The organism is Leptospira biflexa serovar Patoc strain 'Patoc 1 (Paris)' (genome assembly GCF_000017685.1).
In the GTDB taxonomy this organism is placed as follows: Bacteria; Spirochaetota; Leptospiria; order Leptospirales; family Leptospiraceae; genus Leptospira_A; species Leptospira_A biflexa.
The window spans coordinates 41,181-64,242 of the sequence record NC_010844.1; the positions used below are offsets into that span (position 1 = coordinate 41,181).

Annotated in this window: 19 protein-coding genes; 10 read left to right on the top strand and 9 right to left on the bottom strand. The window is 37.7% G+C overall.

Translation table 11 applies throughout. The annotated features are described in order from the left end of the window. Positions 1–316: 316 nt before the first annotated feature. From LEPBI_RS18585 to LEPBI_RS18595, 3 genes are read right to left on the bottom strand one after another with little or no spacing between them, the layout of a single operon-like run. Positions 317–1,111 carry a DUF5131 family protein gene (locus LEPBI_RS18585; protein WP_012476872.1) on the bottom strand — a complete coding sequence of 265 codons (795 nt, stop codon included), beginning with the start codon at positions 1,109–1,111 and terminating at the stop codon, positions 317–319. Positions 1,112–1,158: 47 nt separating this feature from the next. Continuing rightward, the gene (tcmP, locus tag LEPBI_RS18590; RefSeq protein ID WP_226992974.1) at positions 1,159–2,391 is read right to left on the bottom strand and encodes a three-Cys-motif partner protein TcmP; all 1,233 of its coding nucleotides are present in this window, start codon (positions 2,389–2,391) and stop codon (positions 1,159–1,161) included. Next, complete coding sequence (locus LEPBI_RS18595) at positions 2,274–7,217, bottom strand: DEAD/DEAH box helicase (protein ID WP_012476784.1); 4,944 nt, start codon at positions 7,215–7,217, stop codon at positions 2,274–2,276. The genes tcmP and LEPBI_RS18595 overlap by 118 nt, the downstream gene beginning before the upstream one ends. Positions 7,218–8,040: 823 nt before the next feature. Here LEPBI_RS18595 and LEPBI_RS18605 point away from each other — a divergent pair. Together LEPBI_RS18605 and LEPBI_RS18610 are read left to right on the top strand one after the other, a co-directional pair. Further along, a complete protein-coding gene (locus tag LEPBI_RS18605; protein ID WP_012476787.1) occupies positions 8,041–8,427 on the top strand; it encodes a hypothetical protein in 387 nt (128 codons plus the stop codon). Between the two features lie 594 nt (positions 8,428–9,021). Further along, on the top strand, positions 9,022–9,885 hold the full coding sequence (locus LEPBI_RS18610; RefSeq protein WP_226992975.1) for a hypothetical protein: 864 nt from the start codon (positions 9,022–9,024) through the stop codon (positions 9,883–9,885). 139 nt (positions 9,886–10,024) lie between these two features. On the opposite strand, the gene LEPBI_RS18615 is transcribed toward LEPBI_RS18610, so the two are convergent. Then, entirely contained in the window at positions 10,025–10,546 is a 522-nt protein-coding gene (locus LEPBI_RS18615) for a HEAT repeat domain-containing protein (protein ID WP_012476789.1), read from the bottom strand. Then, the gene (locus LEPBI_RS18620) at positions 10,547–11,920 is read right to left on the bottom strand and encodes a M43 family zinc metalloprotease (RefSeq protein WP_012476790.1); all 1,374 of its coding nucleotides are present in this window, start codon (positions 11,918–11,920) and stop codon (positions 10,547–10,549) included. Between the two features lie 125 nt (positions 11,921–12,045). Here LEPBI_RS18620 and LEPBI_RS18625 point away from each other — a divergent pair, with 125 nt between their 5' ends. The 4 genes from LEPBI_RS18625 to LEPBI_RS18640 all read left to right on the top strand — a co-directional run bounded on the left by LEPBI_RS18625 (position 12,046) and on the right by LEPBI_RS18640 (position 16,320). Further along, complete coding sequence (locus LEPBI_RS18625; protein WP_012476791.1) at positions 12,046–12,273, top strand: DUF167 domain-containing protein; 228 nt, start codon at positions 12,046–12,048, stop codon at positions 12,271–12,273. Positions 12,274–12,384: 111 nt separating this feature from the next. Next, positions 12,385–13,098, top strand: coding sequence for an ABC transporter ATP-binding protein (locus LEPBI_RS18630; RefSeq protein ID WP_012476873.1), 714 nt, complete (start codon positions 12,385–12,387; stop codon positions 13,096–13,098). Continuing rightward, the gene (locus LEPBI_RS18635; protein ID WP_041770302.1) at positions 13,095–15,443 is read left to right on the top strand and encodes an ABC transporter permease; all 2,349 of its coding nucleotides are present in this window, start codon (positions 13,095–13,097) and stop codon (positions 15,441–15,443) included. The genes LEPBI_RS18630 and LEPBI_RS18635 overlap by 4 nt, the downstream gene beginning before the upstream one ends. A 1-nt stretch (position 15,444) precedes the next feature. Continuing rightward, positions 15,445–16,320: an efflux RND transporter periplasmic adaptor subunit gene (locus LEPBI_RS18640; protein ID WP_012476794.1), complete on the top strand. Its 876-nt coding sequence runs from the start codon at positions 15,445–15,447 to the stop codon at positions 16,318–16,320. Positions 16,321–16,323: 3 nt separating this feature from the next. On the opposite strand, the gene LEPBI_RS18645 is transcribed toward LEPBI_RS18640, so the two are convergent. Both LEPBI_RS18645 and LEPBI_RS18650 read right to left on the bottom strand, forming a co-directional pair. Continuing rightward, positions 16,324–18,102 (bottom strand): PAS domain-containing sensor histidine kinase, encoded by a 1,779-nt coding sequence (locus tag LEPBI_RS18645; RefSeq protein ID WP_012476874.1) that lies wholly within the window; start codon positions 18,100–18,102, stop codon positions 16,324–16,326. A gap of 143 nt (positions 18,103–18,245) precedes the next feature. Continuing rightward, the gene (locus LEPBI_RS18650; protein ID WP_012476796.1) at positions 18,246–18,806 is read right to left on the bottom strand and encodes a TetR/AcrR family transcriptional regulator; all 561 of its coding nucleotides are present in this window, start codon (positions 18,804–18,806) and stop codon (positions 18,246–18,248) included. A 28-nt stretch (positions 18,807–18,834) separates the two neighbouring features. Here LEPBI_RS18650 and LEPBI_RS18655 point away from each other — a divergent pair, with 28 nt between their 5' ends. From LEPBI_RS18655 to LEPBI_RS18670, 4 genes are all read left to right on the top strand, one after another. Beyond that, positions 18,835–19,371: a dihydrofolate reductase family protein gene (locus LEPBI_RS18655; RefSeq protein WP_012476797.1), complete on the top strand. Its 537-nt coding sequence runs from the start codon at positions 18,835–18,837 to the stop codon at positions 19,369–19,371. Between the two features lie 131 nt (positions 19,372–19,502). After that, the gene (locus LEPBI_RS18660) at positions 19,503–19,808 is read left to right on the top strand and encodes a type II toxin-antitoxin system Phd/YefM family antitoxin (protein ID WP_012476798.1); all 306 of its coding nucleotides are present in this window, start codon (positions 19,503–19,505) and stop codon (positions 19,806–19,808) included. A 5-nt stretch (positions 19,809–19,813) separates the two neighbouring features. Beyond that, a complete protein-coding gene (locus tag LEPBI_RS18665) occupies positions 19,814–20,251 on the top strand; it encodes a PIN domain-containing protein (RefSeq protein ID WP_012476799.1) in 438 nt (145 codons plus the stop codon). A 53-nt stretch (positions 20,252–20,304) separates the two neighbouring features. Continuing rightward, the gene (locus LEPBI_RS18670; protein ID WP_012476800.1) at positions 20,305–21,090 is read left to right on the top strand and encodes a TrmH family RNA methyltransferase; all 786 of its coding nucleotides are present in this window, start codon (positions 20,305–20,307) and stop codon (positions 21,088–21,090) included. 3 nt (positions 21,091–21,093) lie between these two features. Here the strand turns inward: LEPBI_RS18670 and LEPBI_RS18675 are convergent, their stop codons facing one another. Continuing rightward, entirely contained in the window at positions 21,094–22,140 is a 1,047-nt protein-coding gene (locus LEPBI_RS18675) for a serine/threonine protein kinase (protein WP_012476801.1), read from the bottom strand. An 18-nt stretch (positions 22,141–22,158) separates the two neighbouring features. Beyond that, positions 22,159–23,055 carry a diguanylate cyclase DgcR gene (gene dgcR, locus LEPBI_RS18680; RefSeq protein WP_012476802.1) on the bottom strand — a complete coding sequence of 299 codons (897 nt, stop codon included), beginning with the start codon at positions 23,053–23,055 and terminating at the stop codon, positions 22,159–22,161. Between the last annotated feature and the right edge of the window lie 7 nt (positions 23,056–23,062).

The following is a 23,062-nucleotide window of genomic DNA, read 5'->3' on the forward strand; positions in this document are numbered from 1 at the left end:
CTCGCTCGGCCTACGGCAAATTCCCTTTCTGTCACTCGTTTGCATCCGCAAACTACGTGCCAGTCCCTAACGTCCCGCTGGGACTCAGGGTCAGCCTACGTCGGTTCGCCTAGTTCGTTATACGCAATGACTAAAATGTATGCCTCAGGACATGGGTAACACTTTTGTAGCAAGACATAGGTAACACTTTCTGGTTTCTAGCCCCTTTAGATCACCTTTAATGGAGGGCTTTGGGGATGCCTTGGAAGGAGTTTAATATCGTGGATTTAAGATATCAGTGATGTTCCTTAGCAAAAGCTAATCCTTGATAACTAGCCTAAACCAATACTTTCTTAGCTTCTTTCAACAAATCCAAAATTCCAGTTCGATTTGGTGGAATGACAATTTCAAATTTGGGCATCGCATTGAAAGTCTGCCCTTTTAAAACACGACCTGTTAGGTGTTTGCGGACTCCACCCCATTGTTTAAAAAAGAAGGGTACATTTTCACTCTTGCACTGTTTTTGTATTGATTCCACCCAGCTGCTTTCCATAAGTCTTGCTTTTGGTCCACTCTCACCGCCAACAATAACCCAATCCATTTTTTCTAAATTGACTTTTCCTAAGTCTTCCAGAAGAGGTTCAATGGATAAAAATCTCACCGAAACATTTGCTTTCCTTAAGATTTCAATTCTTGGTTTACCATGCTTTTCATTTTCCACGCTTGTTCCTATCCAAATATGTTTTAGCTTTGAAAACTCTTTTAATTTGGAATCGAATAGAAGTTTCATTCTTTCTGGTCGCTTGGTTAATACTTGATAGATATGCCAGTCCGCAATTTTCATAATTGAGAAAACTTTATAAATAAAATCATCGGGAATATCTTTATGAAATAGGTCACTCATCGAATTGACAAAAATTTTTTTAGAAGTTTGCCATTTGATTGGTTCGTATAACTTCTCTGGAACGAGTCGTAAATCAAACCCAAATTCGAAAGGGTGCCCTTGAACACCACGGAAACGTTCCGAAAATGTTTCTGCGTAACAATGTTTGCAACCTGCGCTGATTTTTGTGCAACCCCGTGTTGGATTCCAAGTGGCGTCAGTCCATTCGATTTTACTTTGTGAGCTCATTTTATTGTCCCTTATATATAATGTCAGGAAATTTAGAAATCTTGACTTTAAATGATTCTCCAATTTTTAATATTTTTATCTCTCCAGGCTTTATAGCTAACAGCAGGTGCATTCCCGTCATAAATAATTTTTCCTTTATATTTCAGATTTATTAAAACTTCCCTGGAATGTTTAGGTAAATGTCCTGATCTAAGTGTCTCAACATAAAGAATTAAATTATCTTTAATTTCACCAGATAAAATTCGATCTGAAATTAAATTCTGAAAAGCTTGAACTTTGGTTTGTTTGTGCAAATATTGAAAAAGTGGAATTTCGGAATTTTCTCTGCTTTTCTGTTCATCCTGTTCTATATCAAAGTTTGCTGTTCCATTTATGGGATTTGATCCCCATGCTACGGATAAAAATTTATCAGCAGCAAGAATATTTCTGGAGCCAAATATTAGCCCATAGACATTTCCTCCTTTTTTTATTGAGAATGGATAAAGCCAGTAATCATCCAAAGAATCAGGAATCATATTCTGGAAAAAATCAACGATTTCTAAATGAATTTCATGAAATGGTCTTTTTCTTAATTCTTCTTGCGATATATTAATATATTTTGAGAACTCTGGTTTATTTCCGAATCTTCGTAGATAGCTAGAGGAGATATAGAACAGGAAATCTGTTTTTTCTAAATTGACAAGATATCTGAAAACATCCTGTGTTATAAATTTAATTCCGTTTTGATCCAGAAACAAAAAGTTCGGTATTTTTTGATTGAGAAATGATTTTATAGATTCAAAAAAACTTTTGAAATCTTTCGATTCGATTCTAACCGAAACATTCTTTCTCAATCCTTCATGAGTATCCAATAAGATATTTATTTCATTTTTTAACTTTTCATATTTTCTTTTTTTGAATTCATTCAGAAAAATATTGATTCGTTTATCAGATAAATTGGGAAGGTATAGCTTTATAACATCCATTATGATTAACGGACTTCCTTTGTTACCTAATAAATCAAACCCTGGACCTGAAAATGCATCAATTATGTTCAGTTCTTTAATATGACTAGTTTTCAGGAAAACTGGAAGCCACTCGATTAAATGGGACTTGAATATATTTAATTTAGTATATGTTCCTTCATCAAATGTTTTTTTGTGTAAATCCTTACCCACCCTCCCTACACCTCCAACTCCGGCAGTCCCTTCACAATCTTCATCGTTTCCAAACTCACCGTAATCACTCTCTGAAACAATTCCAACGGATACTTGGGATTGTTTTCCTTTTCGATCCCCCATAGATTCGCATCATTCACGATCCCACTGTCCTTATCTGTCTTCACACAATACCGTTCGATAATCCATTCGAGTGCTGGTTTGCCGTTCACAACGTACTCATAGGCTTCGATAGGAATGTCTGTGATGGTGATAAACTCATTGTAGATCACAATGGATAGGTCTTTTTCCTTTCCGTTTTTTGCGACCTTCATTTGGGTCACATGATAGTGTTCGGGTAACAATTTGGTTTTGGTGGTGACAAGTTTAACAGGATGGGGTGTTACCTTCTCATACCCAATGTGCAGTTCGGCAAGAGAACGCCCCGCTTTGCTAAACGCCCAGAAGTCCTTGGGGTCTTTCACACGCGGAATCCTTGGCAGTTCCTTACTCAAGTTATCCGCATACTTTTCGCGATAAGTCGGTGAATGGAGAAGGCCATATACATAGTAAAAGATATCTTCTTTGGTGATGGTTTCTTTCGGATAGGCTTCTTGGAAATGATTCAGACCCGCATCGGTAATGGCATGTCGACGCTTGGGTTCTTTATTGTCCATAGTAGATTTGGATTTGGCAAAAAGACCATCTTCGTTTGGTTCTTCGATAGAATTGGATTCGTCTGTATCGTAAATATAGAGGGGGAAACACTGGGATTTGGAAATCAGTTCTAAATCGGGAATTGTATTCGATACCAAAGAAGAGAATTCTTTTGTAGAGCCAATTCCAGTGACACAAATAACAATGTTTTCACTTTTACTGTCAGGAAAAATTTTTGGAATTTGTAACACCCTTTCTATTAAAGATCGATTAAAATAAATATATTCTTTCGTAAATGGTCGATACAATCCTGTTCTTAGAGATGTAGATTCAAATTTTAATTGTTTTCCTTTTGAAATTTCGTTTTTAAGATTTACTGTCCAACTAATTTTCGTTGAATCTAAATTCACAAAATTTGAAATATCTTGTTGCCTATTATCAGATCCAGACAGATTTAGCTTTTGATACCTGTCCAATTCTAAATTATAAAAATTTATATTCTTCTTAATATTATTTGTTAGATTATCTTTTGAAAAATTGTAAACCCATGCATCTCTGTTTGTCGAAATTCCCAAAGAGTAATTCTCAAACAATACCTCTCTCATTTTGTCTTTCTTATCACCTAACGAGATAAATTCCCCAAAATTATCATCCCTTTGCCCGATCCAATCATCATGTTTGTCAGGAATAATTTCTGTCCAACCCACTTGGAAGCTGATTCCCTGGATACTGCCAAATACATTTAATTTCTCTAACTTTTGTTCGCGAGTAAGGTAATCTCCAATATCATGGAGGAAGATTTTGCCAGATTCCTTTGCTTTTGGATTTTTGACAAAGATGGTGATGGCGATGGGTGCTCGACTCCCTGAACCAAAGAGTTTCCCTCCTTCTTTCCGAGAGAGTTCTCCGGATGTCCTTTGGTTGCCACGTAAATGAAAGATGTACAAAGTGCTAAACTCTTCCTGCAGACATTTGCGTAGTCCATCCATCGCATTAGCTTCAATAAAACTTGCGTTCGTGATAAATCCCATCACCCCACTGTCTCCAATTCGATCACTCGCCCAACGAATCGCGCGGATATAGGAATCATATAAATTCTTTTGAAGAGAAGCTTTGGAATGTTTCGCATAGGTTGCTTCAATACGGGAATCCAAACCAGGATATTTTACGTTTTGGTTGTTGTCATTGGCACTGGTCTGCCCTGCCGAATAAGGTGGGTTACAAACAATCACTTGGACGTTTTGGGATTTTTGTTTCATCCGCCTTTCGCTATTGTCGGGGAGGAAATGACTAATCATATCATCCTTTTCAAAAAGCTGGAAAGTGTCGGTAAGAAGCATTCCTCCGAACGGAGTGTATGGCTCTCCCGTAACCGTGTGATAGGTAGACTCGATATTGATGGACGCAATATAGTAGGCAAGTAGGACAATCTCATTGGCATGGAGTCCGTTTTTGTATTTGCGGATAAGTTCTTCTTTAGTCAAAAGCCCCGATTGCATCAGGCGCGTGAGAAAGGTTCCCGTGCCTGTAAAGGGGTCAAGCACCTGCACACTATCATCCCCAAATTGTAAACCAAACTCGGATTGTAGAACATCGGCCACAGAATGGAGAATAAAATCTACGGCCTCCACAGGAGTATAGACAATGCCAAGGCGCTCGGATAACTTCGGGAAGGCGTTACTAAAAAATTTATCATAAAGTTCTAAGATGATTTTTTGGCGACCTTCGGCATTAGTAATGCCTGAGGCACGCATTTTGACTGATTCATAAAATCGTTGTAAGGTGTCCCTTTCCTTTTCTAAATGGTGTTCTTGCAAAATCCCAAGGATATTGTCCATTGCCTTGGAGACGGCATTTTGTTTGGTAAACTCTTCATTTTGGAACAGGGCATCAAAGACTGGTTTTGTGATCAGGTGTTGGGCTAACATCTCCACAACTTCCTCATCGGTGATGCTATCGTTTAGATCGTCCCGCAGTTCTTCCGCAAAGTCATGGAAGGCTTCGATTTCTTTTTTGTTTTTAGGTTCCCCAATGATGGCCTTAATTCGAGAGATATGGGTACCTGCAATTTTGGCAATGTCGTTGGCCCAATCTTCCCAGTGTTGGCGGTTCCCACATTTTTGCACCACCTTGGCATAGATGGCCATCTCAATGGTTCCAATTTCAAATTGTAATCCACGTTGATCAGCCTCTTTTGAATTCGGATATTTGGTGTTTGGTGTCTTTCCTAAGGAATCACCTCCGCGTGCCAATTTTTCCCGACCATCATTCTTTTCCTTTTTCTTTCCAATTTTATCGGTGATGGCAATGACTTCCATTTTATGGATATCAGGACCATTAATTTCGAGTTTGTTGACCATAGCATCAAACCGGTCGTCATGAGAACGAAGGGCCTGTAATACCTGCCAAACCACTTTATAGGTTTTATTGTCGTTTAGGGCTTCATGTGGTTCAATGCCAGCAGGAATCACCACGGGTAAAATTACATAACCTCGTTTTTTGCCAGGTGCATTTCGCATCACACGGCCCACAGACTGCACAACATCCACTTGGGAATTGCGCGGTGTTAAAAATAAAACAGCATCAAGTGCTGGAACATCCACTCCTTCCGACAAACACCTAACATTACTTAAAATTCGACAGACATTCTCTTCTGTTTCTGATTTGAGCCATTGCAGTTTAGCTTCCTTTTCTCCTGCATTCATTCCTCCATCCACATGTTCGGCTTCACAAAGGAGTGGGTGTGGATTTTCTTCTTTTTCTTGGTAGGCGCGCACTACTTCGGCAAACATATTGGCAATTACCTTTGAACTAACCTTATGGGTTTTGGCACCTGCTTGGTAGTTGATCACCTGACAAAACGCAACGGCCCGTTTCATAGAATCTTCCTCACGTAGAGAATTTTCCTTGGAGCCTTGTTTGCTGAGAGCCTTCCAACATCCAATGATTTTGGCTGCATCATCAACTTTAATTTGTTTGTCTTCATCGGCCAAAAGTTTTTGTAACCTGGCATTCACATGGTCTTCGTCTACCGCAAGGACAATCACTTTGTAATCCACTAAGAGTTCACGACTCACAGCCGTGGAAAAGTTGATCACATAGAGTTCCTTTCCAAACAGTGTTTCATCATCCATCGAACAAAGAGTGACATTGTCTTTTTCCGCACTGGCTTTCGCTATATCTCCAAAAATGCGAGGAGTAGCAGTCATATACAATCGTTTGGTCGCCTTAAGAAACTTATCATCATGTACTTTTACAAAATGACTTTCTTCTTGGCTTTCGAATGTGGCACCGGTCGTCCGATGCGCCTCATCACAGATCACTAAATCAAATTCACCGAGTTTGTATTTTTTCTGAGCTTCACTTAAAACATCAATTGAGTGGTAGGTGGAGAACACCACACTCATGTGTGAATCATCATGTATCTTTTGAAATTCTTCGCTGAGGCGTTTTGCATCCGTTGTGGCGGGATACTGTAATTCATGTTCAATTGTTTCAACTACATCTTCATTTTTGTCCTTCTTTTTGCCAACTTCCGAATCCGAACAGACGGCAAATGAGTGGAGTGGAATCTCACTTTCTTGAGTCCATTCGGTAAGTGATTGGGATAACAAAGAAAGACTCGGAACAAGGAATAACACCCGTTTGCCTCTGCCAGCAACTGATTCCGCAATTTTTAAACTGGTAAAAGTTTTTCCAGTCCCGCAGGCCATGATGAGTTTGCCACGATCAGCGGTTTTTAAACCACCCACAACAGAAACGAGAGCTTCCTTTTGGTGGTCCCTAAGTTTTTTAGATTCTTTAAAACATACCTTTTCTTTTGCTTGGTACTTCGACCAATCGATGGCACTGTTCTCTAAATGGTAGAGATCAATTTTGGTGACAGGTGGAGTTTGGTTTAGAAGTGCATTCTCTGCATGTTCTGACCAATGGTTGGTAGTGGATACTATGATTCGTTTGACAAAAGGTTTTTGACCAGAAGCTGTAAAAAAGCTATCGATATCCGATTTTTGGATTTTATAATCTGGATCGTAGAACTTACATTGAATAGCATGAATCTCTCCTGTGCTTCGAGTTTTTGCGACAATGTCGATCCCAACATCTCTTGCATCCTTTCCTTCTAACTTAGCCCAATCGGAATACATCCAAACATCGGAATAATAATCTTTATAATATGGTTCATTTCTAAAATAGGTTTGAATCAGTTCTTCAAAATAAGTTCCCTTTTCTCGTTCGGTCTTGGAAGCATTACGAAATTGAAATAAAATGGATAATAACGGAGAGTGAATGTCTTTTTTAAGTGATTCTTTCATTTAGATAGATTACCTTTCAGGTAGGACAAAACAAAGTCTAACGAGGATTCGATTAGCGAAAAGAAGAAAATTTTTCGAGCTCCATTAATAATCAATTTGAATTGTACCGCAACCCACTACTAGAAACTGCGTTTGGTTTAAACAAAACTAAACATATCTTTTCAACTCTAAGGTATCAATATTTCGAATTCTTGCTCTCGAATTTTTCATCATTTCTCGTGAGAGGTGAATCCATCACAATCCCTTTCTGTAGCTCATGGGGCGGAGCTATACCCTCATAGTTTTTCATCTTCCAATCCTCACTCCCCTTCCCACCAAAACTACCCTCTACTACTCGTGAATGTCGCAGTCGATTCTTGGTTCAAAGAAAATCGAGTTCGATCCCAATTTTTTTCTTCGTAATATTTTCCTAAAAATATTTTTTTTAAGCTAAAAGTTAAATGGATTCCCTTGTCATTGGAATCCATATCTCCATTGATCCTAAACGGGAACGCAATAGCGGAACTCCAAGCCATTCATCTCCGTTTCGAATACAAACGGAATCAATCATATATGGATAAAAATTTCTCCAAATATCGATAATCTGATGAATCAGCTTTTTACATCCTGAAATGATAGAATTTTATTAAAATATACCCGATTTGTTCCAATTTTTGGTATAAAATAGCCTATTTTCACCCAAACGGAACGATTTCCTAAAAAAACTAAAAAAATATCCCCTTTCCCCAATTTTTTTTTAGGAAATATCGATAAATCGCAAAAGGAGTTCTCCGATATCCGAAAACTTTGTAAAATCTAGGTAATTCAAATAAGGAGAATAGATATGATAAATCTATTAGAATCAAAAGAAGAGAATATTCTGACCCAAGAGCAAATTCAAAGTGCTGTGATGATTATCCAGGCATTGCATAAAAGAAAAGATAGTTTCCAGATCCTTTTCCCTGAACTATCAGCCGAAAAACAGAATGCTCTGCACTTTATTAGTGAAGGGAAAAGCTATCGCGAGGCTGCATTGATCATAAAAAGGAATCATACGATCATTACGCAATGGTCGAAAAATGATCCAAAATTCAAACAAGCTCTTGATGAAGTTAAAATGGAGATCCAAAAATCCATTCGCCTGAAAGAGATGCTAAGTCAGGCAGTAAATGAAATGAAAACCTCCACTTCACAAAATAATGAAGATTTGAGGACCCAAGCCATTCAATAGACTCTCTCTTTTTAGATTCCCTGATTTCTTTTCAGGTGAACTCTAATAGTTGCAGCAATTGCAGCACATAATTCGCGTTTGTGTAAGTGGGGGTTTCTCCGAGTATATACTCGGAAGAACCCCGGAAATAAAAAAATCCAACCTATTAATTCCAATACTAAATGCATCAAATGCAGCAGTATGAAATCAAATTACATAAGTTTATTATAATAATATCAATTACCAGATTTTTAAGACCTCGTTTTATGAAGTTAATAATTTGAGTTTATAAAATTTTTTTTCGTACAGTAAAAATGAAAAAAATTCCAAAAATATGCGATATCGGTTCTCCGATATTCGATTTTTTTATAGAATTTAGTCAAGGCGATCACTTGGCGACCTAAAAGACCTCCTTTTGAAAACCCCAGAAAGTGCGATGACCCAAAGTCTTCGTGATCTGTTGTCGGACTTTCGAAATTTTTTAAAGCGGGAGGACCGTATATGGTCGAGCTATGTCTACAGAAATTAGCGGAAGAAAGGTTTAAGAGGAACAGGATAGTCAATATCTGTGAAGGAAGATGGGATAAACTTCAAAGAGAGTACGGAAAAGAATCGATGAACATAAGAGATGTTAAACGAGTCACTAACCGTATAACTTGGAATCGCCTTAAGAAGTACAATCAGAAAAACCATGAAGTATATAGTAAGATCGGATACATGGGATATGCATTTACAATCACCAGAGGAGACAAAGTAGCTGATATGAAGGAATTAAAAGTAGCTCTTGAGAATACATTAAAAAAGCTCAATTTCGAAATATATAAGAATAATATAAATGGATTAGAATTACCAAGCATGACCTTTGAAGGCAATTCAATTGATAGAAAATACAATCCGCACCTCCATGGTTATGTTTTAATCCCGAAAGGAGAAGTGAGAAACTTTAAGAGGAAACTAAGAGAAGAATTAACAAAACCATTGTTCAATCTCCCAAAAGAAAATGGTCCTAGAAGGAAACCAAATAAGCTATGGATGCAGAAAATAAAAGGAGATGGTGTCGCATACTTTGGATACTGCGGACGAGAAGAATCACCTGAACATGGCCAAGAACTGGATAAACTTGATTGGGATTTGTCTTCCTTTGGATTTGTATCAGAACCTAACCACAAAAGGAGCAAACGCCTCATGAAGAGAATTTATCGCAGATTCCCTGAGACAGAACTCAATTCTGAATTATTCCATCGTGTCATTTGCATGTTGCACTGGATCCATAAACGAAACTCTATGCCTTATTATTTAAGAACGTTTATTCCTCCTTTTGAAACATTCAGTTTCCCTAAGGAACAAAAGAAAAGTTCTAACCCGCACCAAACCAAAGAACCGATTCTCACTAGCATTCCAGTTTCAGACACGAATTCCCATGATGAAATCGTTTGGAACCAATGCAGCACCCATAGAAATTCAATCCCTGTGAACTGAATCCCTCTGCTGTATTTGGTGTAAAAATTCGACAATTTCGACAAATTCGACAGATAACGAGTCGGTTTTGTCGAATTTTAGAGATGGATTTTCTTTCCTAATCGAGATTAGGTGCTGAAAATGCTGTACGCAGTCAAATTCAATTATGATTCAGTTGGTTAAATTTATGTTTATCCAATTGATTATGTTTGGAATTTCGATTGAACTTTTGTTTATTTTTTACAATTAGTCCTAACTCTTTATCAGATTCAAATTGTTTCATAAATTTACTTTGCCTGTTTGTATCAATTTTTGAAAACTTTGAATAGGTTCGGATCGCAAGTTTTCGAAGATGCGTATTTTCGTGAGTGTCCTCGATTGTTTTTTCAAGAGCACTCCCACTTGTAGGGCTTTGGTACAATTCCAATAATTGTATCGCTCTGGCTCTGATGAATACAAAGCTATCTTTGGATTGGACAATTTTTATCAAATATGGTAAGGGAGCGTCTGTCACCTTTCGAATTCTTTCTTGGTAGATTTCTACTTCTTCTTGGTGGTGAGGATTCGAAATCATTTCTTTGATCGTTTGGTATTTTTGGTAATCCAAATCATTTGCTTCCATCGGGATAAAAAAGAAGGTAGTGACACTTACAATGATGAATTGAAATAGAGAATTTTTCATTTAATACACCAAAGGATTCAATCTGAGAATCCATCCCTGTTCCGCGGTGATATCTCCCTGCGTGAAACCAACTGCTCCAGACCAAAACATCATATTTTTCCCACCTGAGTCGGATCCACCTCCCCCCAAACATTCATTCAAATCCATAACCCCATTGAAATTGAAATCATTCGATATATGACAGGTAGGTGTGTCTCTGAGTGGATCTTTATTTGCGATAGATCCATTATCTCCTATAGCTTCAGTGACATGCCACAATCCTAAAAAGTGTCCAGCTTCATGAGATAATGTTTCACCAAGTAACATTTGCTCATCGAATGCCAGTAGATCTCCAGAATTTGTAAACAACCTGTGAGCATCCACAAATACAGCAATCCCTGATTGTTTCGTTCCGAGGAGAGTCGCAGGTCCAGGGATTCCACCTGACACACCTAAGACGCCACCATACTGGAGTTCACTTTTGACAATGAAAACATTTAGCGCATTCGGTTTGCCGATGAAACTTGTTGTTTGAAACAAACCCCCGAGACTTCCTGGATATCCATTTTCAGTGCTAAGATCAAAAAGCATATCATAACCATCTAATTCTGCAGAAATAACAGAAACATTGAGATTGATTCTGACTGAGGATTTTGAAAAATTTTCTCGCCATCGATTCATTGCTACATCGATTGCTTGTTCCGTTTGGATAGGGTATGCTTGGCCTAAACTTCCATTCACAAATATAAGATTCACATCTAAAGTTTTTTCTGATGACCAAAAATGGTTTAGCCCACTCATAAAACTAAATGCTTCTGATGTTTGAAAATTGGATTCATCAATGTCCAATTTCCGACAGGAATTGATGAAGGTTGCCTTCGCACCGGAAGGATTTTCGAAATTAAAATCAACTCCTAAGGGTTGCGAAAATTCTCCAGTGTTTACAATGGTAACTGCTGGATCAGTTGCATACGAAGTATCCTTTGCATAAGGTAACATCGAAGTATGAGTATTATATCCAATATAAGTTGCTGTGTCCTTATTTAAAAATCCAGTGTTATATTGATTTCGATCCAAATACCAGAAAGGAAATAATCCTCCCAAGGCATGGTCAGAATTCTCTAAAATCACTTGGACCATAGGACTTCCTTGATTCAATGTGACTGGATAAATCGAAGAATATTGGAATACATTCCCATTGGGAGACCACGAACCAATGCTACTCGCTTGTATCGATTCAACTGTCGCACATGGGCCTGAATTGGAATTGAGTATCGAGTTGACGAGAAGGAGTGTTAAAATATTGTCTGGGACTCCCGATTCGGCTTTCGTTTTGACACAATCAGTTAGGAAGAGAAGGATAGAAAAAAGAATTAGGATTTGGTACTTTCGCATACTAGTTTCAACAATCCAAAACTATTCCATTTTCAAAACGAAGGATTTTTCTTGTACATTCAATTCTTTTTATCTAGAAACAGATTTTTTGCCAATTATCGGCTGTTCTACGAATTCGGACAAAGATGAAAATTGTCATCAAAGTGAAATCAAACCAAAAGATCCAAAGTTTGGAATTTAAATCCGAGACGGAATGCATTGCAAAATTAAAATCATTGCCGGTGAAAGGCAAAGCCAATCAGGAATTAGTTGGTCTTCTATCAAAGCATTACGGCGTCACAAAAAAGGAGATCCAAATCATTTCTGGTCATTTTTCAAATATAAAAACAGTGGAAATCCTCAATCTGAATTGATAAGTATCAATCTCCCTCTCCTCTCGCCATTCGTTTTTTCTGTTCACAGGATTGTTACAAAATCGTAATCTGTACCAATTGACAATCTCTAAGAACGTCCGGAAAATTACCATGACACACCCTTCACCGCTTCTCCAAACCAAGAACCTCGGAAAAACGTACCAAGTTGGTGAAGTACCCCTCGTTGCTCTCCATTCCGTCAATTTAGATTTTTTTGAAGGGGAACTGGTTGTTATGTTAGGGGCCTCAGGTTCTGGCAAATCTACCCTTCTCAATATCTTAGGTGGTTTGGATACTGCCACAACTGGGGAAGTGTTCTTCCATAGAAACACGTTAGCTCTCGAGTCAGATGAAGGTCTCACACTTTACAGAAGGAACCATGTGGGTTTTGTGTTTCAGTTCTATAATTTAATCCCAAGTTTGACTGCAGAAGAAAACGTAAGACTCGTGACGGATCTATCCAAAAATTCCATGTCACCATTGGATGCTCTCACTCTTGTTAAATTGGCAGATAGAAAAGACCACTTCCCAGCACAACTTTCAGGTGGGGAACAACAACGTGTCGCCATCGCACGTGCCATTGCCAAAAGACCTGAACTCTTGTTATGTGATGAACCAACGGGAGCATTGGATTTTAAAACAGGAAGGATTGTATTAGAAGCAATCACTGGGATCAACCAAGGATTAGGAACCACCACCGTTGTGATCACGCACAATGAATCAATCGCACAAATTGCAGACCGAATCATTCTTGTCAAAGACGGAACGATTGTTTCTGACACAAAGAACAAACATAAAAAATCAGTTTCAGAGGTGAGTTGGTGATCGGCTCCACTCTCAATTTAAAACTGTTACGAGATCTAAAATCGATCTCCTTACAAGGATTAACTGTTGGGCTTGTCATTGCAGCAGGTCTTAGTTATTTCTCAGCTTCATGGTCATCTTACTTTTCTTTATTACAAGCAAAGGAACAATTTTACAGCAAACAAAGTTTATGTGATGGGTTTGTTTATTTGAATCGTGCTCCCAATTTTTTGGAAAGGAAAATTGTTGGCTTACCTGGAATTACCAGTTTCGAAACAAGGATTTCCAAAGAGATAGTCCTTGATTTTCCGACGGAAGTATATCCATCAGCAGCTCAACTTTTGTCCTTAACCGATCACATCAATACAATTTATTTAACCAAAGGATCTCTCCCAAAACAAAACCAAGAAGTGGTGATTAGCGAAAGTTTTGCCAAAGCAAATGATTTAGAACCGGGGGCAGAATTATCCACGATCATTGGAGGAAAACGTGTCCTTCTCACTGTCACAGGGATTGGATTATCACCAGAATATGTGTATGTCTTTCGCCCTGGGAACCCTCTCCCAGATGACAAACACTATGGAATCTTCTGGATGAAACGAGAAGCAATTGAAGCCAATTTTAATTTTGAATCTTCTTTTAATCAGGTCATTTTCCAACTCACAAAAGATCCGTTAGCAAGAAAAAAAACATTACACGACTTAGATTTACTCCTCGATGAATACGGTGGCCTTGGTGCAAAGGAACGTAAGTTTTTACCTTCAGAATCATTTCTAAACGATGAATTTAGACAACTGAGGACAACGGCAGTTTTCCTTCCTGGAATCTTTCTTGCCATCGCCGCTTTTTTATTACACATTATCTCCAATCGTCTCATCACAAAAGAAAGAGAACAAATCGCAACCTTACGAGCATTAGGATACACTGCCATTCAAATTGTTTTCCATTATCTCAAACTCATTACCTTTATCACATCCATTAGCAGTTTGTTTGGAATTTTCATTGGTTATCTTCTTGGTAACGCGATGACAAATTTATATGGAGAATTTTATAAATTCCCCCATTTGATCCCAGTATTTCCACCTCTCCTGATATTATTTACTTTATTCTTTGGAATCTTCATTGGAGGGATAGGGACTCTTTTTTCCTTATATGGGATTATCAAATTAGACCCGGCACAAGCAATGCGCCCTGCCCCACCTGGGAAATACTCCATCGCATTTTGGGAATCATGGATCACAGATTTACAAACCATCCAAAGGATGGTACTTCGCAACTTATTCAAAAGACCCATGCGGACACTACTAACGATTCTTGGATTATCAACCTCCATCATGATCATGATCATTGGAAACTTCATCCAAGATACCGTTGGATCTCTATTGGATTTGCAGTTTAATATCATCCAACGGGAGTCGCTCACATTAACATTTCGTAATCCCATCCCTGAGTCTGTTTTATTCGAACTGAAAGAGATGGATGGAGTCTTCATTGCAGAAGGACAAAGATCCATTCCGATTAAGATGACAAAAGATAGAAAGAGTAAAGACATCCTACTCACTGGACTGCCCGATCCTTCAGAATTAAGAAAAATTCTCGGGAAAGATTTAAAACCCATTCAAATTCCGATTTCTGGAATCATGGTAAACCAAGATTTAGCAAAACGTATGGACATCCAGATTGGTGAAACGATCCAAATCGAAACCCTCGATGGTGAAAAAAAGAAACTTTCTCTCCAAGTAACTTCTTTGGCAAATGAAATCTTAGGACAAGGTGTATTCATAAATAAAGAGAATCTGAATCAAATCTTAGAGGAAGGAAAACTCATCAACACAGCATTACTCAAAACGGATCCAAACAAAGACATAGATTTAATCAAAGAATTTAAAGATGATCCATTAGTGATTGGTCTTTTTTCAAAAACAGCGATTCTAAAAGGATTTCAGGAAGTGATGCAGAGATCCTTACAATCTACCTCTGTCTTTATTTTAATTTTTACTGTCATCATTTCCATTGGTGTGATTTACAATACGGCAATGATCACTCTTTCCGAAAGGATTTATGAATTAGGGAGTCTCAGAATTTTAGGATTCACTTTAAAAGAGGTTTTTGCCATCATTGCTTGGGAATTGTCATGGCAAATTTTATGTGCCATTCCCATTGGATGTATCTTTGGATACCAAGTAGCAAATTTAATTTTAAATAGTAATGAGACAGAAGGATTCAAAATTCCTGCAACGATTTACCCTTCCACTTATTATTATTCCATTCTACTTGCATTATGCACAGCAGCCATTAGCTATTTGATTGTATTTCGGAAATTAAAAACCATGGACTTATTGAGTGTTTTAAAGGTAAGGGAATAAAATGTTGAAATTGGACTTCATAGAAATTTTAAAATCTAAGAATGCAAAAATTGGGATCGGAGTTTTACTCCTCATCGGTTTCTCTTTCCTTATCTTACGCAAAAACCCCAAACCTGTTGAGATTGCCCTTGTCACAAAAGGAACGTACCAACAAATCCTTTCCGTCCAAGGGAAATCAAAAATCAAAGAATTATATACAGTGTATTCGCCAGTGAACGGCGTGATGCGAAGAGTGGAACTCCATGCGGGTGACCAGGTGAAAAAAGGTATGACCCTCATCACAGTAGATTGGGACATTGTGAAAACAGTCAAAGCCAATACGAATGGCCAAATCTTAAAAGTATACCGAGGAAGTGCAGGTCCCGTTGCCATGGGAGAAAGGATTATCGATTACGGTGATCTTTCACAACTGGAAATCATAGCTTATATCTTAACAGAAGACATGCCGGATCTTACACTGGAAGACCCTGTGAACATTTCTGGATTTGGTGAACAAATCTTAAAAGGAAAAATAGAGAATATTGAACCTGCTGCCATTACCAAGGTATCTTCCCTTGGCGTGGAAGAACAACGAGTACCCATTTCGATCGCATTTGATCCGCCAACGGGAATGGGTGACGGATACGAATTAGAATGTAAAATCATTCTCTTCGAAAAACCAAACTCGATTCTCATACCAAGTTCAGCACTCTTCAGACAAGATGAGAAATGGGCAGTGTATACAGTTGAGAAGAAAAAAGCAACATTACGATTTGTAAACGTTGAGCACCAAAGCGAAGGGATGAGTCTCATCAAAGATGGTTTGCAAGAAGGAGAATCCATCATTCTGTATCCAGGGGATGGGATCACAAGTGGCACAAAAGTAATCGCTGAATAAAACTTATTTGCCTTTGGGAAGAGTGAAGTAAAATTTAGATCCCTTCCCTACTTCACTCTGAACAAAAATTTTCCCATGATTTTTTTCTATAAATTCCTTACAAAGGATCAAACCAAGGGTTGTGCCTCTTTCACCTAATGTTCCTGGCCTACTCTTTTGTTTGGCATCAATTTGAAAAAACGTACTTCGAATTTCATCCGAAATTCCTGTCCCAAAATCTTCCACTTGAATGGAAACTTGATCATCAATTGGTTCAGCTGAAATTTTTACCTGTCCACCTACATGAGAGTATTTGATCGCATTGGAAACCAAGTTTCGTAAGATTGTTTCTAACATATTCTCATCGGCATAAACAAAAACATCATTCGAAACTTCATTTTGAATCCGAATCCCTTTATTTTCTGTCATAAACGTAAAATAGGATATGACTGTATCCACCGATGATTTCACAGAAATATTTTCTGGTAAAAAGGATATCTCATTGGTTTGAGACCTTGCCCATGTTAATAAATTTTCGAGTAACGCATACACTTCACCTGATGATTGGTGTAAAATATTGAGATCATTTAGCATCCGTTTGGGAGACCTGGTCTCCATATCTTCTAGTAACATGCCAATGAAAGTATTCATCCCACCAATGGGACCCTTTAGATCATGGGATATGATTGAGAAAAATTTATCTTTTGTATGATTTAATAATTCTAATTCCTTAAAATAACGAGCTGTCTCCTGCTCTGATTTTTTTCTAACATCAATATCACGAGATACACCGAGTAATTCTATTTCTGAGTTTTGGTTCTTTTGAAAGACTGTATTGGCTTCAATCCAAATCGTAGATCCATCCTTTCGCACTTGCTCAAGTTCATAGGCAAAAGGGATTTTCATACTAGAATTACGAAAATCATTCATACGAGGTACCAACAATTCTTTTAATTTCAAATAAGAATCCGTCGTATACGTCTTAGAAATATGGATATCAGATGCTTCCTCAATTGAATACCCAGTCACTTTTGCAATGGAGGGACTCACGTACGTGAACTTTTCTAAATCAAAATTCCATACCCAAATGATATCTGTAGAATTTTCAGCGAGTGACTTGTATTTCTCTTCATCTTGGATTTGTCCTTTGATAAAGATATCAATGCACATTAATAAAAAGCCGAATGTCATAAGGACAGATATAATATAAAATAATAGATATGTAACGTCTTGGATGGGTCCTTTCCCAAATGAAATTTGAGTGACCGAGACTTCTGTAAATGTATAAACAAGGAATCGAGCAAAAAGAAATAAACCACTGAAGAGAAAAAAATAAAAAATAAAATTTCCAGTTAGGTGTTGTTTCTTATTTTCCACATAGATCGTTTTTGCTGTGAGAAGGAATTGAACGCTAGGAAATAATGAAAGAATCGAAATTCTATATTGTGGTGGGAATGTTGAAAACTGGTAGAATACAAGAATACCAAAAAGTACCACTGCAGAGAGGACTCCGATTCTCCAATTTGATTTTTTCCCAAATAAATTTACAATGATCGTATGATAAAACACAATTGATAAAAATATGCATGTATTACCAAAACTGATGGATATCCAATCAGGGATTTGACCCCGCAATGCTCCCATGACAATCCACCCAATGCCTTGCAATAAAGTCGCAAGTGACCACGCCTTTACCATCCTGAGTTTTTTAAAATAAAAACCCGATGCAAACCACAGTCCAGCAGACATCAAAAGACATCCGACGATATTGATAAATACAACTGTTCTTGGATCTAAATTCATGAATTTCGAAAGGATAACGAGTATTTGTATAGAAAAATGACAAGATTCGAAACGCAACTCATTTTAAGTCAATAGCGGATAATATGATTCCATTCAGAATGATTCCAATCTAGTACCTCCACTAAATATGGAACAAACCCCGTTTAGGCCAAACGAGTGTTATAAAACAATCGATTGAATAGTATTTTGAATGATTCTTTAAATTGGTCTGTGAGGTTTTGGTTTGCTATCACATTCGATCTTGTGCGCGCTCCTTTGGAAACGGAAAGTGCATTCCCATGAATGAAATCAACCAAAATGTCTCGTGTGAGTTCAGGATTTTCGTATGGCTTTAAGGCAAGGATCAAATCTAAAATCCTATCATTGAACATGGTAACTGCTGGATATTCTTGCCTCGGACTTTGGATCAAGTATAAAGACAAATCAAGATATTGAATGAAAAATGATCGATATTCGATGAGAACAAATTCCAGTTTTTTTTGCGGATTCTCATTTCCAATTCCCTCATCCAATCTCAGACTTTCATAAAATTTGCGAAATACAACCTCCACTAACTCCGCCATGAGTTGGTCTTTATTTTTAAAGTAATAGTAAATGGTCATCGGATCGATGGATAAATGTTCTGCGAGTTTACGCATACTCAAAGATTTTAATCCTTCTTTTTTTAACATTCGTAGGGCTTGATTTGTAATTTTTTCTTTCATTTTCAGAATATTTCTACAGTGTAGAAATATGGTATCATTAAAAGCATATATTGCAAGTAGCCTGGACGGATTCATTGCAAAAAAAGATGGATCGGTCGACTGGCTTCACGCCGAAAAATACCAACTGGAAAAGGAAGACTTTGGATACGAAAGATTTATGGAATCAATCGATTGTATCGTGATGGGAAGAATTACCTTTGAAACCGTTTTGCAGTTTGAACCTTATCCTTTCGAAACAGTACCTGTCATTGTGGTATCAAAGAATCCAAATTACCAAATAGAATCGAAGCATCAAATTTCAATCTTCACTCGTCCGCTTCGTGAACTGGTTCCATTCCTTGAAACTAAAGGTTATCAAAATGTCTATGTGGATGGTGGCAAATTGATCCAGTCTATTCTTATGGAATCTCTATTGGATACAATCACAATCACACAAATTCCCATTTTACTTGGGAGTGGGATCCCACTCTTTGGTGTTACCGAGAACGAGATTGAATTGAAACATAGAAAAACACAATCCTATCCCAATGGTTTTGTCCAAACTGAATATGAGATTCTGAAATAAAGGGTGTGATTCGAACGTCTGGCAAAGTTAACGTTAAAAATGAAAATACCTAATTTAAGACGACTAAGAAAGACAATTTCTAAAGGAAAATCAATTGACAAAAGAGGTCACAATGGTCACAATTTTAAATTATGATATCGGTCGGAATACGCGAATTAAAATCTCACCTAAGCCAATATATCGAATTAGTAAAAAATGGTGAAAATGTGCTAATTACAGAGCACAACAGAGTTGTTGCAGAACTCAAATATCCGGGAAAAGAAAACTCCGACAATAATGTACAAAAAATTCTGAATCAACTTGCAAGCGAAGGAAAATTAATTCCTGCTAAACGAAAATCCACACAAATTAGTAAAATTCCAAAACAAAACCTAAATCATAAAAAACAAGGTGATTGGTGGACCTTATACCAAGACTCAAAAGAAGATAAGTTTTAATATAGATGATCTACTATATTGAAACTAGCATTATCCTTTCTATCATTCTAGGGGATCATTTTAATGATAAAGCAGTAAAAATTTGGAATGCTCCTAGCGAAAAAGTGAGTTCTATCCTTACCCTAATAGAAGCGACGATCGTTTTAAGAAGATTTTTTAAAAATAACAAAAAGAACCTTCCTACGCAATGGCTTTCAAAGCATGAAAAACTTCTAAAAGAATTACTTTCTGAATGTTCCCTAATGAAAATTGACGAGAGTATTCAATCGATAATAGAATTAAAGAAGGATATTGCAGATTGTAGGTCTTTAGATGGTATTCATATTGCAACTGCAATTTTCTTAAAAGATGTTATGCATTCATCAAACTTTGCATTTCATAGTTTTGATACTAGAGTAAATGAAGTAGCTGCAAAATTCGGATTAAGACCAAACATCGCATAACATCGCGGTGGAGCTGTATTTCCGTAGAAACAGTAAAGATCAAAATATAACTCATGCGAAAAATCCTTACCCCACACGACGAAAGACTGACTGATTACTCCCTTCTAAAATCGAAGGAATCCCCGTCTGATTCTTTTGTAGCTGATCATGAAAAAACAGCCGTTAGACTGCTTTTATCAAATTTTGAAGTCGTATCGGTTTTTTGCACCGAAAAATATTGGCAAAAACACAAAAACCTCATCGATTCCAAGTTAAAAGATGAGGAGAAGTGTTATGTTGCAGATCAATCCATATTTGAAGAAACCATTGGTTTCCATGTCCACCAAGGGTTTATGGCGGTCGGAAAACAAAAATGGGCAAAGGAAGAAGACCTGACCTTCCCCATCCTCATCATCAATGCAATTGTTGATAGTGAAAATATAGGTTCTATCCTACGCAATGCGGCAGCATTCGGCATAAAGTCCATACTCTTTGATTCCAAATCAGCATCACCATACCTCAGAAGGTCTGTCAGAGTCTCGATGGGTGCGATCTTCCAATTGCAGTTAGCAAAAACGACAAACCTCCCCGATTCGATCCAACGATTGAAAGAGAGACCAACAAATCTCGTCGCACTTGCTCTCCCCAAAGAAAATTCGCATCACCTATCAAAAACAAAAACGATCCAAGAGATTGGAAAACTGGAGAACCTAGTCCTCATCGTTGGCAATGAAGCAAATGGAATTGAGGAAGGTGTACTCGACGCAAGTGATGTGATTGGTTATATACCGATGCAAAATAACATCGATTCTCTGAATGTTTCCCATGCCTTGGCTGTGGCACTATCCCACCTACTCTAAGGATTAGTTCTCCCAATCCCAAAAAAAATCTTTATTCGTCATTTCTGGTTCTATGTTTTCTTTCGATGCAGAAGGCGAAGGATTGGCTTCATCTAAATCACGATTTGCATTTTCTAAATCCAAAGTTTCTTTTAACCAATATTCTTCTGTTCCAAAATGTGGGAAAAGTGATGGAAACGATGGATCCTCCCAACGTTTCCCAATCCATGCGGCATAATGGATGAATCGAATGATACGTAACGGTTCAATTAACTTGAGCCAATTTTCATCAAAGTCTGCAAACATACAGTAACCAGCAAAAAAATCAAAGAACTCATGTTTACGATCTGCTTCACCAAACGGAAGTAACATCCAAAAATCTTGTACGATGGGTCCATGTAAAAAATCATCAAAATCTAAAATGCTAAATCCATCCGCAGAGATTAATAAATTCCCTTTGTGGCAATCGCCGTGGATCCTTTGGGAAGGAATTTGGTATTCTTTTGTCAGCGATTCAAAGATGGCAAAGGCACTTCGTGCATTTTTTTGATATCGGTCTGCCAAAGCAGAATTGGTGATGAATTTTTTGTCTAAGATATACTGTAATGCAGAAAGTCCATAACTTGGGATATCTAGTGATGGTCGACTTACGATCTTACTTCTTTTCCCAACGGAATGGATCCTTCCCAGTAAGGCTCCCACTCGTTCCAAATCCTTCGATTGGATTTCTTCGACAATCCTTCCATTCCGTAATGGCCAAATGGCAAAATAAATTCCTTCCCATTCAAAAACTGATTTCCCATCGATGGTGATGGGAGCAAGTACTGGGATCTCTTCCGCCGATAACTCTTGTAAAAAGGAATGTTCCTCTAGGATTTGATGGTAATTCCATTTCCCTGGTCGATAGAATTTAACAACAATCCTTCCTGCTTTCGTCGTTTCGATATCGTAAACGCGATTCTCAACACTATTTAAAATAAAATATCGTCCGGTTGTTTCATACCCAAGGGATTCGATCGCATTTAAGATTGTATCGGGTGTTAATTGGTAAAAAGAATGATGGATGTTCAAGTGGATAATCTGATAGTTTTAGCTAATGATTTGATTGCGACCAGAAGACTTTGCTTCGTATAAATTTTTATCAGCAATTTTCAACAATTCCTGATTCGATTGAATATCAGATAAATCTCCACCAGCGACTCCGCCACTAAACGTAAAATGGAAGATCTGATCCGTATCAGACTTCATCTCAAGTTTTGAAACATTCTCTCTCACTCGGTCTAAAATCCTTGTCGCATCGACAACGCCTGTCTCAGGAAAAAGGATGACAAACTCTTCCCCGCCAAAACGAGAAATGATGTCTGATTTTCGAAAACTGGTTTTTAATTCATGGGCTAATTGTTTGATCACTTGGTCTCCAATCTCATGCCCATAAGTGTCATTGATATTCTTAAATTTATCGATATCAATCATTGCCATTGATAATAGGCTATCATGCCTCTTACAACGTTGGAATTCTTGTTCGATTCTCTCTTCCATATAACGCCTGTTATATAGGCCTGTCATGACATCTCGAATCGCAGTTTCACGCAACTGGTCATGTAAGGCTTTGATTCGTAAGGCACTAAAAATTCGAGCGAGTAACTCGATTTCTTTGGCAGGTTTCGTGATATAATCTGTTGCGCCTGCCTCTATCGCAATTTTAAAATATTCAGGTTCCGTATGGCCTGTTACCATAATGATCGGAAGCCAACCGACTGGAGATGTAGATAGAATATCAGAAATTAAATCGATACCATTGCCATCTGGTAATTCCCAATCAAGTAAAACGACATCTATCGACTCACTGATGATTTTTTCACGAGCAACCGAAATGGATTCAGCTTCAATCGCAATGTAACCATTTTTGGAAACCCACCGGCTGAGGAGTTTCCGTTGTAGTTCAGAATCTTCAATGATTAAGATTTTTCGCTGTCCTTTCGGCATTCGCCTA

Coding starts and splice junctions, on each gene's coding strand:
- LEPBI_RS18585 (WP_012476872.1), bottom strand. CDS start 1,111: ATGAGCTCACAAAGTAAAATCGAATGGACTGACGCCACTTGGAATCCA.
- tcmP (WP_226992974.1), bottom strand. CDS start 2,391: ATGGGGGATCGAAAAGGAAAACAATCCCAAGTATCCGTTGGAATTGTT.
- LEPBI_RS18595 (WP_012476784.1), bottom strand. CDS start 7,217: ATGAAAGAATCACTTAAAAAAGACATTCACTCTCCGTTATTATCCATT.
- LEPBI_RS18605 (WP_012476787.1), top strand. CDS start 8,041: ATGATAAATCTATTAGAATCAAAAGAAGAGAATATTCTGACCCAAGAG.
- LEPBI_RS18610 (WP_226992975.1), top strand. CDS start 9,022: ATGAACATAAGAGATGTTAAACGAGTCACTAACCGTATAACTTGGAAT.
- LEPBI_RS18615 (WP_012476789.1), bottom strand. CDS start 10,546: ATGAAAAATTCTCTATTTCAATTCATCATTGTAAGTGTCACTACCTTC.
- LEPBI_RS18620 (WP_012476790.1), bottom strand. CDS start 11,920: ATGCGAAAGTACCAAATCCTAATTCTTTTTTCTATCCTTCTCTTCCTA.
- LEPBI_RS18625 (WP_012476791.1), top strand. CDS start 12,046: ATGAAAATTGTCATCAAAGTGAAATCAAACCAAAAGATCCAAAGTTTG.
- LEPBI_RS18630 (WP_012476873.1), top strand. CDS start 12,385: ATGACACACCCTTCACCGCTTCTCCAAACCAAGAACCTCGGAAAAACG.
- LEPBI_RS18640 (WP_012476794.1), top strand. CDS start 15,445: ATGTTGAAATTGGACTTCATAGAAATTTTAAAATCTAAGAATGCAAAA.
- LEPBI_RS18645 (WP_012476874.1), bottom strand. CDS start 18,102: ATGAATTTAGATCCAAGAACAGTTGTATTTATCAATATCGTCGGATGT.
- LEPBI_RS18650 (WP_012476796.1), bottom strand. CDS start 18,806: ATGAAAGAAAAAATTACAAATCAAGCCCTACGAATGTTAAAAAAAGAA.
- LEPBI_RS18655 (WP_012476797.1), top strand. CDS start 18,835: ATGGTATCATTAAAAGCATATATTGCAAGTAGCCTGGACGGATTCATT.
- LEPBI_RS18660 (WP_012476798.1), top strand. CDS start 19,503: ATGATATCGGTCGGAATACGCGAATTAAAATCTCACCTAAGCCAATAT.
- LEPBI_RS18665 (WP_012476799.1), top strand. CDS start 19,814: ATGATCTACTATATTGAAACTAGCATTATCCTTTCTATCATTCTAGGG.
- LEPBI_RS18670 (WP_012476800.1), top strand. CDS start 20,305: ATGCGAAAAATCCTTACCCCACACGACGAAAGACTGACTGATTACTCC.
- dgcR (WP_012476802.1), bottom strand. CDS start 23,055: ATGCCGAAAGGACAGCGAAAAATCTTAATCATTGAAGATTCTGAACTA.